At 62.5% G+C, this 16,393-nt stretch carries 1 protein-coding gene; it reads right to left on the bottom strand.

What is annotated here, in order from left to right; all coding sequences use genetic code 11:
* Positions 1-15: 15 nt before the first annotated feature.
* Positions 16-16,008, bottom strand: a complete 15,993-nt coding sequence (locus tag FYK55_RS09570; RefSeq protein WP_150076166.1) for a GEVED domain-containing protein — start codon at positions 16,006-16,008, stop codon at positions 16-18.
* Positions 16,009-16,393: the final 385 nt, after the last annotated feature.

Here is a 16,393-nt window from a genome sequence, read left to right as displayed (position 1 = left end):
TCTCAGCTGCATTCACTACAGCTGAGCGAAAAATTGATCCAGCGGGTTGTTTGCGGACCCGTCGTCAGATCGCTGCCCGGCCGAGGCGGCATCGCTGGCCAGGCCGTCGACGATGTCGTCCAGGACCATGGTTTCCGGTGAATCAAATACGCTGGTTTTGCTTTCCGGTTCACCGACGGATGACGCAGAATCCTCAGGATTCTGGTCGCCGGAGTCAACGGGCGATTCCTGTGCTTCCAGGAAGTCGCTGCCGACGGCCGTCGTTTCGCTGATCAGCAGATCGCCCAGGGCGGTTGTTCCGCTGGCCAGGACGCCCGGCATGGCAGGAACAAAGCTGCTGGCCAATTCACCTTCGCCGCTGGCCAACGAGTTTTGGCGAGCCAATTCGTTGATCACCTGGAGGGCGTCACTGGGCGAAACGAATCCGTCCCCATTGACGTCCGGGTAGGGCGGAGTGCTGACCGGATCCACTTCCAGGTTGATCGAATTGCCACCGCTGCGGGCCAACGCGTTGATGATGTTCAAAGCGTCCAGCGGCGTGACCGCCCCACTGGCGTTGGCATCAAACCGGCCGTTGGGGTTTTGGAACGGGTTGTTCGTCACCAGGATCCGGTAGTCTTCCACTTCGCCGCTGGCGGCGTCCCCGGTCGGGAGCAGCCCATCCGTCTCGCTCAATCGGAACCGTGCGTACGTGTCACCGGAGAGTGCCGATGCCGGCACGTTGATCAGGACGTTGGTCGTCGTGTTATTGAAAATCAACGTGCGGTTGGTACCCGCGGTGCCGAAGCGGTACAGCTCGGACGCTTCGAATCGGCCATCCTGGTCCCAGTCGAACCAGGCGTCCAGATAGACCGGGGCGTCGCTGACCGAACCGGCATCCAGGTTTTTGACATAGATCCCGATCGTGGCCGAGAATCCCGACTGGAACGAGCCCGGCATCGTGATGCCGTCGTCCTGGTCGGCGTTGGGCAGTTCCGCGTCCGAATCGGCGGTCACTTCCAGCCCCAGACTCAGGTTCGGATCCAGCGCGTGACGCGGACCGCCTTCGGACATCGTGCTGGTGTACGGTGCCGGCGCGTCGCCGTAATCGTACCCGTTGCCGATGAAGATCGTCAGTTCGGTTCGGCCATCCACCTGGTTGCTTTGCAGCAGGTTACCGACTTCGTCCTTGACGATGACCGCTTCGACCGAGCCGACGCCGCTGACACCACCGGTACCTTCCAAGAAGACGCGGGTGTCGACGATCGAGCTGCTGATGCCGATCAGGTTTTGGTCCTCGATCGCTTGTTGGATCAATTCGACAACTTCCAATCCTTCCTGGTCGATCGGGATTTCGATCGGCACGGTGGGAGCTTCGCCGGGCAGTCCCAGCTGTTGCAGTCCGGAATTGCTGAGGTCCAGCGAGTAGTTGCTGTCACCGCCCAGGTAGATGCGTCCGAAACCGGCGTTGGTCGGACTCAAACCCAGACCGGCACCCCCGATTGCTCGGACGATCGCGTCGGCGATCCCGTCCAGGGTGCTGGTTTGAGAAATGTCCACGGCGGTCGCGCCGGCCGTGGTGAGCAAACCATTGTTGTCCAGTTCGAAGGTGACTTCGTTGAGCGCGCCGCGACGGACGACGAACGTTTGCCCGTCGGCGATCGCGTTGGACACTCCGGCGCCGTCGGCCGGCACCAGAATGCCGAAGCCCGTTCTCGTGCCGATCTGGCCTGCGATCGAGATGAAGTTGCTGGGGCTGGTCGCCGATGAAAGCGGCGTGCCGCCCAGCAGTTGCACGAAGTTGCCTTCCACAATTGCCGTCATGCTCAACGACGTGTCGGCGTTGATCGCGTCGGCAAGTGCCTGGGCGAACAGGATCGCATTGCCGGCGGCCGGAATCGGCACTGGGACCGACAACGGGCTGACCGCGTCGTTGAGGTCAAATTCGAATTGTTGCGTGACCGCACCGTCGAACACTTCAAATGTGATGCCGTCGGCGTTGGCCGGGGTCAGACCGGTGCTGACCTCGATCACGATTCCGGTTTCGTATTCGAAGGTTGTTGGGGATCCCACACCGTCGATGACCGTCAGCGTGTCGCCGTCGGTGTAGGCGACGCCGTCGGTGGCGCGAATGATCGCGTCACTTCGGTCGACCATGCGGATCACGTAGGTGGAATCCGCTTCCCACACGCCGGCGATCGGGGTCAACCGGATCACGTTGGTGCTGTTGTTGTATCCAAATCGGTAATCGATCCCTTCGACCAACGGCACGCCGTCTTTGAACAGGATCAGCGATCCGCTGTCGACCGAACGGTCATCGATCCCGACGCCGGGAACGACGTCGGCCGGGGCGATGCCATCGACCAGCTGAATTTCAAACGCCTTCAGCGGATCGCCCGTGACGGTTGCCCGTCCGGCATCCAGACCGACGCCCGGAGCCAACGGGGTGAGTAGCGTCACGCGGGGACCCGTCAGGTCGCCGCGGTCGGACGCACCACGATCCTTGAAGACCGACTCGCCCAGACCGCCCGGCGGTTCAACGTTGGGGTCGTCGACGCGCAACTGGCCGTTGACGTCCAAACGGGGTGCCAACACGGGGCTGGGCGGGATGCCGACCGCGTTCCGCACCGTCGTCAAACTGGCGCGGTCTTCCAGCGAATCGATCGAACTGTCGATGATTGAGGAACCTGCCGCCGGGGCGAACACCAGATCGGGAGCGCTGACGAACAGTGCTTCGGTGTCGGCAATGGTTTGGGCGAACGTTCCCAACGGAACGCCGGCCGTCGTGTTTTCCGTATTGCGATAGTACGTGTTGCCACCGAGCACCGGTCCGTTGTTGGTCGGGTCCGCGCCGACACCCACCTCGGAGTTGCTGATGACGTTGTTCAACACGGTCGGTGCGGCACTGCCGGTGATGTTGATGCCCGTCCCACCGGGTTCGTACTGATCGACCGGGACCGTGCTGAGTGCACCAATCGCGTCGATGTCCGCACCCAGGGAGGCCCCGACCGTATCGCCTTGACGGAGGTCGGTCAGCCGCACGAAGGAGAACCGTTCCTGCGGGCCGAACCCGTACTCATCGATGTCGATCACGTTGGTCAAACCGCCGATGATGCCGACGTCAAAGTAGTTGACGCCGTCGCGGCTGATTTCCACCAGCACCGATTCGATGGCACCGACTTCAAAGATTGCCAGGTCGGGACGAGAGTCGCCGCTTCCGGTCAACAGGTTGTCGGTGAACTGCAGAGTGATCGAACCGCCCAACCCCAACGAAACGCTGGTCGTTCCGTCGGCCGGTTCGGGGCCGCGGCCGTCGCCATCGGGTGCTCCCAGGGCACTGTTCGGGGTCTGGTGGACCAACGTCGGCGGCGAACCACCCGCATCCGGCTCGTAGGCGAACACGGCATCGGCGAACGACAGCAGGCCTTGATCGAACAGGATGCCTTCGAAGGTTCCCGAGGGAGCTTCGTCACCGGGGGTGATGGTCCCGCCGATGAACGTGTTGTTGACGATCCGTTCATAAGGAACCGGGTCCCCGAACGTTTCGTTCGCGGCCGGATCGATTCCTTGGACCTGGATCCCACCCTCGGTGTTGAAGGCAAACACGTTGCTTTGCACGACCACGCCCGGGCGAAGGTCTTCGGTGTTCAGTTCGACCAGGTTGCGCGGGTAACGGATCACCGACGCGGTTTCGTCGCCGTCAACGATGGTCGTGAGATCGTGCGAGATGTCGACACCGTATTCCGAGTTGAACAGGAATCGGCTGTTCTCGATCAAAATCACGCCCTGGCTGTCACGTTCGCGGTTGCGGTCACCACGCAGGTTGGTGCGGAGCACGTTGGCCAATGCGTTTTGGTCGTTGATCACGACCACATCGCCGATCAGGTTGACCACCCGATCGGTGACCGCGTCGACACCACTGCTGGGCAGCGCGGCCACGTCGATCACCGCTCGGACGTCGCTCTGGTTGATCGCGTCAATGATGGCGAAGGCGATTTCGGTTGCCGTCTGGGGACGCACGACACCGGTTCCCGGGATCGGATCGTTGGTGATCGGATCCAGTTGTTCGGTGCCCGCCTCGATCGCCTGCAGCGTGTAAGGGATGCGAACGCGGCCCGGCGTGACTCCCGTACCGGATTCGATCAGGTCGAATTCAAATTCGACCGTCGACCGACCATCGGTGATCGAGAACATTTGGCCGTCCTGAATCGCGTCGGCGCTGTTAGCGACGATCGACAGTGCTTCGGACAACCGGGTGTTGGTATCAAAGGTTCGGAACTGCACGCCTTGGCCGGTGGCGATGTACTCCGACCCGTCCCGGATTTCCACCTGGTAGGAACCGGTGACCAGATCGCTGACCGGATCATTCGGTTCCGGGAAAGCGTAGCGGGTGTCTTCAATAAAGGCCGTGTCGACCACCGGTGATCCGGTGACCTGTTCACCACGCTCAGCAAATCCGATGATGAAATCGTCCAGGTAGACGCCTTCATGATCGTTGTCGCGCGAGCCTTCCACCGGCGAGGTGCCAAAGTCGCTGCCGTAGCTTTGCGAAGCGTCGGCAAAAGGACCGGGATCGGTCAGGGTCAACGTTCCCAGGTTGACCGTTTGGCCGCTGACGGGCACCCGGCTGAGATTGCCGTCGGCGAATCGGGTCGCCACGGCGCGTTGGATTTGCAGCGCAACCTCTTCGGCCGTCATGCCTCGGGACACGCGAATCGGAACGCCGCCTTCGCTACCCACGCCGGAGATCGTGAACAGACCGTTGGGGCTGGCGGTCAGGTCAGTCGAACCGCCGAACTCAATCGTTCCGCCGGATTGGACAATCGCAACGGGCAAGTTGACGTCGACCGTGACTTCATAAGCCCGGGCAATACCCGATGTGGCCGTTCCGTCGATGCGGGGATCGTAGTTCTGGTTGGTTTCAGCACTCAAGCCGATGTAAACGGCGCCGTCGTAAGTCGCCGTGTAGCTCACGGTGCCGGTAACCGGATCGGCCACGATCCCCGTCACGGCCGAGCCGGAGGCGTCGAAGATACGGATCGCCGGCTGGTTGGCCGCGTCGGTCGGATAGTCGGCGGTCACCGAAATCGTTGTGCCAGCGGTCACGTCCAAACGCGACAGATCGACATCGTCCAATTGGGTGACCGGGCCCTGCGCGGGATCGGTTCCCAATCGACCGGTGCCGGAGATCGTCACGTTCCCGCCGGTGTAGGGCAGCTGAGTTGCTTCGTACAGCAGGTCGTTGCGGCCCGAGGAGATCGAGGCGCTGTCTTCGGCATCGGAGAAGTTGAAACCGCTGATCAGGTCGTTCGGCGGCGGCTGCGTCCGTACGGTTTCGGCAACAACCAACGCGATGTCGGTCGCGTTCAGATCGTTCAGTGTCGTGGCCGTTCCCTGACCGGCCAACAGATCGACCGCGATCTCGCCGGCATTGATGGTTCGGGTGCCGTCGTCCAGGACGTAAACCTGGCCATCCACGGTCACGGTCGCTCGTTCGGTCGGGTCCGCGTACAACGACGCCAGCTGCGCTCCGCCGGGCAATCCCAGTGTCGGGGCGAAGTCGATGACGAATGTTTGCCCGTTGATCAGCAGCGTTCCGCCATCGATCAATTCATCGGCCGCAACCGCACGCAGCGCGTCGGTGCCGGCTTCCGTTGTGCCGGAGGTCGTGAATTCAACCTTCAGCGACAGGTTGGACTGACCTGCGAACTCCGCCAACGGCACACGGGCCTGACGCCAGGATCCGGAATTGTCAAACAGTTGCTGCACGTCGACGTTGATGTCGTCGTCGTAGGCGCCGACGGTTGGCGGATCGTCAAACTCATCCCCGTTGGATCCCGCGGTCCGTTTGTCGGTGTTGGACGCAACCAGATGCTCGGTCCCGTCCGCGGTGACCACGTAGACGCGGAGCGCGTCGGTGGTGCGAACGGAATTGGCCGGCGAGGCGGCTCCGTCGTCGGTTTCCAGGTAGTAGCTGAAGTACAGCGTCGGTTCGTCTCCGGCCGCGTAGCCGAACAGGTCAAACGTGTTGCTGTTGACCACCCCGCGGGCACCGCCGGGGAAGTTGTACGTGTTGGCGACGCTTTGGCCGTCAAGACGGCCGAACTCGTCCGGCAACTCGTCAACCGTGCTGTATCGATTTTGGAAGACGTCCCGTTCGTAGTTGAACGCGAGGGAGTTTCCGCCGCCGTGTCCGGCATCGGTGTCGCGAGTGTCGGTGACGTGCCAGAGGTTGTAGTCCAGGGTGCTGAAATCCATCCCGAGGGCACCGCCGATTCCGGTCGAAATCGACGTGCGTCCGCCCGCGAAAATCGGCACCAATTGCCCGTCAACGTTGAACGCGTGGATGTCCCCGTTGGCGGTGATCCCGAACAAAATGTCACCGTAGCCACCGTCGACATTTCGCGGGCCGGCACGCAATCCCGTGAAGTTCAAACCGACCAGGTCGGTCGCGGAAGTGACTGGGCGTCCCACGTTGTTGGTGCTGGTCGTGCTCAGGGATCCGCTGTCGACCGAGTACAGTCCGCCGGTGTTGGTGACGGCGTAGAGCGTGTTGCCGACCAGATCGATCCCGGTGACCAGGCCGCCGTTGGGAACGCCGCCGGCATTGAAGTTGGCCGACGTCGCGGCGATCGCGCCATTGACCTCAACCGATCGGCTGACGGCGCCGGGGCGTCCACCCAATTGTGCCATCACGTTCGGCAGCGAGGAGTTCTCGATGGCTTCGACGATGCGTTGTCCGAGCGTGTCGGCGCTGTCGGTCGGATACAGTTCGATCCGCTCGTTGCCCGGGGCGACTCCCGGGGCTCCCGTCCGGCTCAGACCCGGCGTTCCGCTGACGTCGACCGCGGCCGCATTGGGCAATGCCAGTTGGTTGCCCGCGCTGCTGACGGCGATTCCAGCGCCGCGGATCGCAGCGTCCATCGCGTCGATGATCCCATCGGGCGAGTCGGTGTCGTTGAACGCAACTTCGATCGCGCCCGCATTGCTCAGCGACGGATCGCCCAGCACGGTCACGCCGGGGCCGGTGGCCGTCAATCCAGAAATGTTGCCGAACACGACTTCGCCGCCCACGATGCTGGCGCGGGCGTCGGGGATGTCTTGGTTCACCTTCGACGCGAAGTCGTTCAGGATCGTGTTGATCGGAAGCGGTTGGCTGTTGGCGTCCAACGTGGGGATGCCGACGTTGTTTCCGGTCGGTTGACCCAGGCGAACGAATTCGAACGTGACCGTTTGGCCGGCGCTGCCGGTGACCGTGACGGTTTCACCTCCGGCCAGGGTCCCGTTGGGCGCCACGTTGTCGATTTGCAGTCGCGCCCCGCTGTTGAATTCAAACAGTCGGCCGTCGATGACAAAGGTGTCTTCGTCGCGGACGGTGCCGACGGCGGTCAGCGTGGTGCCCTGATCCAGTTCGAACGTCACCACGTCCGCACCGGAGGTGATGGTGAAGAAATCTCCATCCACCAGGCCGGCGACGGATTGACCGGCGGCGTTAACGACCGTGGCATTGGGGAAGCCCAGCGTGGTCGGTCCGGCGCCCGGCGGCGTCGTGTCGATTTGTCCGATTTCGCGGCGGCTGGTGCCGGCGCCGGCGGTCGCCAGCGAACGGTTGGCCGTCGGTCCGATGATCTGACCGGAGGTCTCGTCGAATTCGTACAAGATGTTCTGGTAGTAGAACAAGCCTTCGCCCGTCCGGTCGAACGGACGGTTGGCGACCATGAATCCGGTTTCGGTGCCGCCAAAAGCCTTGATGGCGATGGCTTCCACTTCCAGACCGTCGTCGCTGACTTCGTCCAGAATCTGGACGGCATTGTTCTCGACTTGCAGGTCGTTGTAGGTTTCGATTCCGCCGCCGACGCTCAGCTGGGCGCTCAATGTGGCGTTGCCGGTGTCGATCTGGTGATAGAACCAGTTGGTGTCCGAGGGAGCCCGGTTGCCGTAGCCGGTGTAGCCGTAAAGTTCGCCGTTGCTGCGGAAGGCGACGTCACGGATTTCATCGCCGAAGTTCCCCAGCGTGCCGTAGTTCTGGCCGGTGAACGGGTTGACGACTTGCAGTCCGTTGAACGTGTTGACGTACAACACGACGTCGTCCAGCGTGTAGGGGACGATCGAGTTGCCATCGAACAGTTGCCCACCGCCGAGGCTGCCGGGGCTGCCTCCGCCGACGATGTTGTCGACTGCGACCCGGTCGATCGCGCTGATCGGTGCCAACCGGACCAGCGGGTTGGCCGAGGCCGGGTTGAAGAATTGGTCCATCGAAATCGGCACGCGGGTCTGGTTGGACACCGCCAGGTAGTAGGTGCCTTCGCCGAGTTCCACCGAGCCGATGAACGGGTCTTCAGTGCCCGCACTTCCGCGGCTCAGATCGCTGGTGTCGTTTCCGGTGCTGGATCCCGGCAGGTCGTCGGCGACGTTGCTGTCGGTCCCGGTGTAGATCAGGTTGCCGGCGCCGTTGAACACGTACAAAGCCATGTCGCTGCGGGCGAAGTTCGACGCGTAGTCCAGGTCGAAGATCGTCGAAAGCAGCAGCGGATTGGAGTCGCGCGTGATGTCGTCGTACTGGATTTCGAACTGGTACCAGTCCACGTCATCTTCGGACGACAATGCCCCGCCGAACGACTTGGCCAGGCGGTCGCTGGACAGCGGTCCGATTTCGACCGGCGGCGCGGTCGGCGAAACCGTCCCGTCGTCGATGTTGACGCCGAAATACCCCAGACGCTGAGCGTCGGCCAGCAGGTCGTTGTTGGCCGTCGTTTCATACTCTTCGCCCAGCAGCGGCGAGTGGAACGGTTGGCCGATGACCTGAATGCCGTTGGTCGCAAAGCGGACGTCGGCCAGGTTGACCTGGGTGCCGGCCGTTTCATCGGTTTCACGCAGCCGCACCTGAAGCGAGTAGCGTCCGGTCGACAAGCCATCGCGAACCTTGTTGGGATCCGTCAAGGTGACGAAGTCCAGCGGGTCCCGCGTGTTGCTGCTGCGGACCCGGATGTGGTAAAGGTTTTCGGTTCCGGTTTCGCCGGGCAGCCGGATTCGCATCCCGGCATCTTTGGTGCTGTAGGAATACGTGTCCTGGACCTGCGACTGCAGGATCAACGTTTGCTCGTCGGTGGTAACCGTCGCGCCCAACACGCCGATGCCGCTGGATTGCAGGTTGGGTGGTTGGGTCCCAACATACAGGTCCGGATTGAATTCCAATTCGATGACGAAATCACCGCCGACGCGAGTGATGATGCCGTTGGCGTCGACCTTTCGTTCCTGACGACGCAGCAGCGTCGCCGTGATCGGTCCCAGTTGGGTCACGTATTCGGTGTTCAACGCCGCTTCCACCGCGGCGGCCGGATCGGCCAGGAAATCTTCGACGTCAACGTCCACGCGGTTGCTGATCGTATCGAAGCCCAATCGCAGTGATCCGCCCGTGGCGTCGACGATCGATTCGCTGACGATCAGTTGCTGGCGTTGCAGACGCTCACCAACCACTCGCAGCGGTTGCGCGGCGTCGGGATCGATCCGCGTGCTGTCGACGTACAACGCGTCGGGATTCGATTCGGCCAGGATCGAATCGTTGGATGCGGCCAGGACGTTGCCGTTGAAGTCGATCAACTCGACCACGGTATCCAACTTGCTGCCGGCACGGTCGATGTCCAGCCAGACTTCGGTACCGCTTTCGGCGATGAACGAGTAAACGTCCACGTCGTCACGCGTGGTGACGGCACCGTCGACGATGAAGCCCAGTCGTTGGTTCTCGTCGCCGGACTGTTCGTCGGGTGCCAACTCTCCCAGGAACTGAGACTGGCTGGGGATGGAATTGGTGTCGAAGACGGTGGTCCGCACCGGTTCCTGCTCGGCGATCGCCTTCACGTTCCGGTCGTCGGCGCCTTCGCGGATGGTCACGCCGTGCCATTGTCCCGGATCCAATTGGAACGTTTCCTGACCGAAGACTTCGGCGATCACCTCCAGGTTGGTCGTCACCAAAGACTCGCTGGACGCGGTGTCGACGGTCCAAGCCATGGCGCTGGTCAAGATCCCCGTGCCGTAGTTGGGCTGCGGGAACTGCGGGGCGTTCAGCAGCGGCGCGTTGGCCAGGTTGATGGTTCCCTGCGGGACGAATGCCGCGTTGAACGGGTTGGCACCGATCAGGTTCGGCCACGAATCGGCGATCCACCCTTCGTAGTTCGCATTGACCAGTCCCGGGCCGGCTTCAAAAGTCCCGTACTGACGGAATCCGATTTCTTCCGGGGCGTCCAGGATGGTCAGCCGGAAATCGTTCAGTCCCGGCGTTCCCTCGGTGAACAACACGTCGCCCAAGTCGGTGCCGATCACCGGGTCGTAGTAGTTGATCACCCGCAGGTTGCCCAACGGCTGGTCGCTGTCAAAGCTGAGCTCGCTGACCAGGTCGGTCTGGCCGTCGACAAAATATTGTTCGACGCGCCAGTTGATCAGCCCGTTTTCGCCCTGGAAGTTCCCCTCGCTGATCACGCGGTCATCGGCGATCAGGGTCGGCTGGGTGGTGATGTTGGTGGTGCTCAATCGCACCGCGCCTCCGTCGGCACCGACATCAATCCAGTGGGAGTATTCGAACAGCGAGTTCTGGTCTTGGAAGACTTGGGTCAGACCCTGGACGGTGGTTCGTGCGATCTGCGCGTCGCCGCCGGCGCCGGGCTGGTAGCTGAACGAACCGGGGGTCATCGAATCGACGTCGTTATCGATCAGCGTGCCGTTGTTGACCTCCGGTCCCGTGGGAAGACCGGTGGTGGACGAATCGATGTCGGTGAAGAACAGGCCGTCGTTGTTGGTGTCGACTTGGGGCTTTCCGTCAAACGTGAATCCCGCACCGGCCGAGTCGTCCGACAGTGAGGTCAACACGACCGGGAAGTCCGGATGACCGATCAACTGCATGGCACCACCGATCCGGTCGGGGATGTCGCGCAATTGGTCCGCCGCGCTGACCAGGTTGCCGCCGACAACGATGCCCGCGGTCTCATCGCCGCTTTCAAACTTGACGACCAGGCTGCCGCGGGCGTCACTGACCAGACGCAACCCGCCGAAGATGTGTTTGTTGGGGATGGCGATGGTTTCGGTGACCACGTGGACGATGTTCACGTCATCCCAAATCGATTCGGTGACCAGCTCGCCGCCGCGAACAAACATCCCGTTGATGGCGTTGTTGGTCAGCGAGTTGTCTTGGACCAGCGGACCGGAGTTGCCCACGACGTTGACCGCATCCAGGTTGCCCGTCGCGCGGCCGTGGTCGGAGACTTCGTAGTAGTTCAGCGAATTCAGGTCGACGGTGATCGCCGCGCTGTCGTTGTTCAAAAACTCGTTGCCGACCAGAACCGGCTGGGAGCCACGGACGAAGACCACGCCGGGGGCGTTGTCCATGCGGCCGACGCGCGAACCGTTGACGCTGCCGCGACCGTCCGCGTTGAACTCGATCCGGCTGTTGGCCAGACGCAGATCCGCCTGGTGCAATTCGATGGCATTGAATGATGCGAATCCGCCTTCGATCCGGGTCGTGCCCCCGGCACCGGCGATGACCGCGTTGTCGATGCTGGCCGACGAGCCGTTGCCGACGTAAATCCCGCCCCAATCGCCGGGCGTCAATTCACCGTTGTTGCCGCGTCCGTTGGTGTCGAAGGTGCCGCCACCACCGTAGCGTTGATCTTCCAGACTGGTCAAAACGACCGGGTTGGACGAGGTGCCTTCGGCAATCAGGTTCGCACCGAAGCGGGCTTCAATCCGTGCCCCATCGACCTTGACGACGGTTCCGGCGTCGATCACCAGGCTGGCGTCCAGCCGGCTGCGCAGCGGGTTGTCGGTGGTGGACAGTTCGGCGCCGCCGGTTGCCGTGCGATCGATGTAAGACGTGCTGCTGGCGTTCAGTTGGGCGACCAAGCGGAACGGACCGGGCGTGCCGGTCAGCGGGTCGATGGTCGCACGGTACAATCGCCGCGCGACGAAGTTGCTGCCGGACGGGACGGTCGGCAACTGTTGCAGACGAATGCCGCCGGTCGCGGTGGTGGTGATCGGAACGGTCGCCTGGCTGGCGGCCGACTCCAGGTTGGTATTGCTGACGTTGGTCAAACGGTAGGTGTAGGTGCCCACCGGGATGTTGCCGTCGCCGGCAACCGCGGTCGACCGCACCAACAGCGACGAAGGCGCATTCGATTGCAGAATCGCGCCGCCGGGAGTCCCCGTGATGACCAGGTTCTCGGTGATCACGTGCGGGATATCGGTATCGTCAAAGCGGGTGTTGGTCCCGACGGTCTCCAACGTGCTGCCGCTGCGAGTCCGCAGCCGGACGAACAGCCCGTTGATGCTGTTGTCGACCACGGTGTTGCCGTGGATTTCGGGGCCGACCCGGTCGTAGTCCGGCGTGAAGCTGCCGGCACCTTGGAACATCGGCTCGGTGAACCGGTCTTCCTTGAACGTGTCCGGCGTGGCGGCAATCGCCGCGTCGGCGCTATCGGTGATCGAAGAGTTGATGATCGTCGGTCGGGTGATCGCCATGTCGATCGGCGAGACGACGACTTGACGGCCACCGATCGAAACGGCTCCGCCTCCGTACCGTAAGTTGGCGTGCTGGATGTGGTTCAGGAAGATCCCTTCGCGTTCCAGATTCCGCCGCGATTCGTCCGCAGTGTCCAGGTCCCCGCGGAAATCGATTCCGCCCCAGTCCCCGGCTTGGGCTTGAGGCAAGATGCCGACCTGATTGCCGGTGCCAACGGTGTCGTCGTTGATACTGGTGAAGTACACGTCACCGGGAATGATCGAGTTGGTGTTGTCGCGGGCGACCAGGCCGTTGTCCAACAGGATCGTCGGGGTACCGAGCACTTGCAGCGAGGAGTCGCTCAGATCGATGGTCGGGGCCACGCTCCCGACGCCCACGCGGGCTCGGCTGAACTTCAGGATCGCTCCCGAATCGATCACCATGTTGACCCCTTTGGGAACTTCCAAAGAGATTCCGTCGGCCAAAGGCACGCCGTTGTTGGTGAACCCGATCTGGTAGCTGAAGTTATCCTCGGGCGTTTCCAGACGACCGTCGATCCCGCCGTTGCCGACGATGCGGATGGTATCGCCGGGCTGCGCGTCGAGGATCGCCTGGTCGATCTCTCGGTACGGGTTTCCGACCGAACCCAACGGAGAGCCTGCGCCACCGGTGGCCGCCTTGTCGACGAACAGCGTGTTGCTCGGGTCCGCCGGTTCGAACCAGTAGTTGAACGTGCCACCCGGACGGCCGTCCGCGTCGCCGTCCAGCGGGCGACCGGACAGGTCCTTCATCTGGCTGGCCGAGTCGGGCGTGAAGTCCAGGCGAAGCTCGTAGGACCCCTCCGTCAGACCGCCAAAGCCGGTGCCCGGAATCGTCGGATCGTAGTCGTTGTTTCCCTTGGCGCTGACACCGATCATGTAGGTGCCCGGCTGCAGGTTTTGCAGCCGAATCAGCGAATCGTTACTGAAGTAATCATCGTTCTGAGCGATCTCCACGAAAGCCCCATCGGCGTCGGCGCGGTAAAGCCGCAACTGCGTGTCCAGCAGACTCGCATCGCTCAGGCGTTCGGCGATGGTCTCAATCGAGATCGATCCCGGCGAATCCAGTTCGAACCGGTACATGTCGATGTCGGTGCTGTCCGGCCGGAACAGGTACTGGCCGTGCACGATGTCGGCATAGCTGGGGAAGGCCGGCTCGTTATCGGTTCCCGGTTGGAAGATGAAGTCGGTGCTCTGGGTCACCGGCTGGGGCAGGTCGTCCGCGTAGCCGTAGCCCAGCAATTGGCCGACGGCAAACATCGCCCCACGGAAGAACTCGTCACCAAACTGGTCATCGACCGACTCGTCAAAGTCCTGGAAGTCCATCACGGCCAGATCTTCGACGCCGTCGCCGTTGCGATCGCGGGTCACCACCGCGATCCCGCCCTGCGAACTGACGACACGTTCATCGCCGCCGTACAGGTCGCCCACGGCAATCGAAAACGCCACGTCGTCCGTCGGCGAACCTTCGGCGACTTCCACGAACGTCACGCCCAGGTACTCGCTGAACAACGACAGAACTTCGCGAACGCGCTGCCGCTGTTGTTCGCTGATGATGTTGAAGTACGTCGTGTCGGCAACGATGCCCGGGCGGTTGGGGTCATCGCCCAACCAGCTGGGCGCGAAGTCGTATTGGACGACCGAGATGCCATCGACGCTGTCCGCCCCGCCACGCAGGTAGTCCAACGGAACGGTGCGATCCAGGCGGGTCGGGTCGTCGGGGCGAATGTTGCGGGTGCCAGGAACGTCAGGTCCCGGCAGGTCCAATTCGAACCGTGATTCGTTGTAGATGTCGGTCGTCAGGTAGGCCGAGCGCGTCGTTGTCGCGCCGCTGACGGACCACTGGCTGTTCAGGTCAAAGGCGGTGTCAAAGCTGTCGCCCGGTTCGATCGCCGTGCTGGGGTTCGGTTGCAGGGAGACTTCCGTCGGCGGCGACGGCAAGCCTTCGCGGGTACCGATCCGCAAACGGACGGCACGCGCTTCGCTGGGGTCGTTCGGGTTCTGGCCAAAAATCCGCGACAGCGGCCGGCCGAAGTCCAGCGTCGCCACGTTGGTCACGTTGCTGTAGCTGACCGACGTGGGGGTGATGATTTGGTCGTCGGTGTTGTCGACGGTGTCCCCGGTGTAGATCAGTTGATAGAAATCGGGGTTGCGGGCGTCGGTCGGATTCAGATCGTCGTCGTTGAAATGAACCTGAATCTTGCCGGTTTCGGGGCTGAGCGATCCGTTGCTGTTGCGACGGATGGGCTCGGGGACCACGGCAACCACCTGCGGCCCCAGATTGATGGCGAAGTTGCGGGTCAGGTCGGTGCCGTCCTGGAACGGTTCGCCGTCGTCGCCGCGCAGGGCGAACGGACCCGAACCCAGGATGTCAATTTGATACAAGTCGTCGGGAAGCGGCTCCTGGAAGCGGAACACCACCTCTCGAGGTGAATCTCCCAGTCCGACGTAGCCGGGTTGCACGACCACGTCGCTGACGCCGCTAAGCGTGATCGGTGAATAATTGACTGCCTGGGTGCCGATCGTCGTCGACCCGTCGCCTTCCTGGACGGTGGCTTCCAATAGCTGCGACGCTTGCGGGTTGTTGTTGATCGCCGCGACGAATTCATCGGCGGTGGTCGGGTCGCCGGCAAAGCTGTTCAACTGCACGCGGACGACCTGGTCGGTGACGACCACCACCGGATTGGCCGTGCCGCCAAAGTTGCGTTGTTCAACGCGGACTTCGATCCCCCGGCCTTCTTCGCCCGGGATCTGCGAAACCAGTCGCACGCGGACGGCGCCGTTGGTGCCAAAGTCCGTGACGGCCTGGGCCGCGTTCGCGCCGGTCAATTCCAACGTAGTTCCCGGGACGACGGCCGTGCCGACCGGTTCCAGCGACGGTCCGCTGACCTGAATCGCTTCGATCAGCGACGAAGCGTTGGGGTCGTTGTTGACCGCGGCAATTAGATCGCTGGCACGCGTCGGACGGGTGGGGTTGCTGTTGACGTTGATCGTGACCTGACGATCGTTGGTCGTGATGATCGGTGCCGCCGACCCGGGCCGGTTGCTACTGGTCAGGACGATCGTGATCCCGTTGCCCAGGCTGCCCGGCTGACGGGCACGGAATTCGAACAGGGCCTGACCACCGGTGCCCAAATCGCTGGTGACCGATGCGGATTCGAACGTTCCGTCTTCACCGGCCCGCGTGATTCGGATCGCGTCCAGCGTGTCGGCGTCGATCGTTGCGTTGTCATCAAAACGGAACACCAACTCGTTGGGCGAATATCCCAGCGTCTTTCCGTTGACCAGCAGCTCGCCTTCGTTCGGCTGGATGCCGATCAGCTGGGGACCGGCCAGCAGTTGCCGGTTTTCCAGAGTCTCCAGCAACGAGCGACGTTTTTCATCGCGGCGTTTCTTTCCATCACGCGACCGCGAATAGCCATTCCCTGCCGCACCGTCCGTCTGGACGTCGCGGCTGCGGCTGAAAGGGGTACGAAGAGATCGCGAAGGTTTACGAAAGGTCATCCAGAGGCCTCTGTCTTTATGCCTGTTAGGTAGGCAGCAAATCTGGGTTGGGCAGCACTTGGGGGGGCGATTTCCGCAGCGAGCGATGTTCGGCGGCCGGTCGCGACCCAATTCAGGTCAAAAGTTGCAATCTTGATAAGCTAGGGGGTCTGCGTAAAACGCGAGGATACCTGGCTCGGAGTGTAGTTGGAGCGGATTGATCCGCAACGAAAAACGCCGTTTCCCCGGGTCCGGAGCCCCGAGGGTTTGCCCGGGAGCGGAGTCCCGAGAATTTGCCCAGGGCCGGAGCCCTGAGGCGAGCATCGTAGCGAGGATCCCATCGGCGCGAAACTTGAGCTTCGGTCCTTGGGTGACTCATTCGACGTCATCTCGATCACGAAAGTTC

Origin of the sequence: Roseiconus nitratireducens (assembly GCF_008629675.1) — a bacterium.
Taxonomy (GTDB): Bacteria; Planctomycetota; Planctomycetia; order Pirellulales; family Pirellulaceae; genus Stieleria; species Stieleria nitratireducens.
The sequence above is the reverse complement of the archived record's forward strand: the minus strand, read 5'-3'. Positions and strand labels throughout refer to the sequence as shown.

Excerpts from the sequence above, each read along its gene's own strand:
- FYK55_RS09570 (WP_150076166.1), bottom strand. The coding sequence starts at position 16,008 with ATGACCTTTCGTAAACCTTCGCGATCTCTTCGTACCCCTTTCAGCCGC.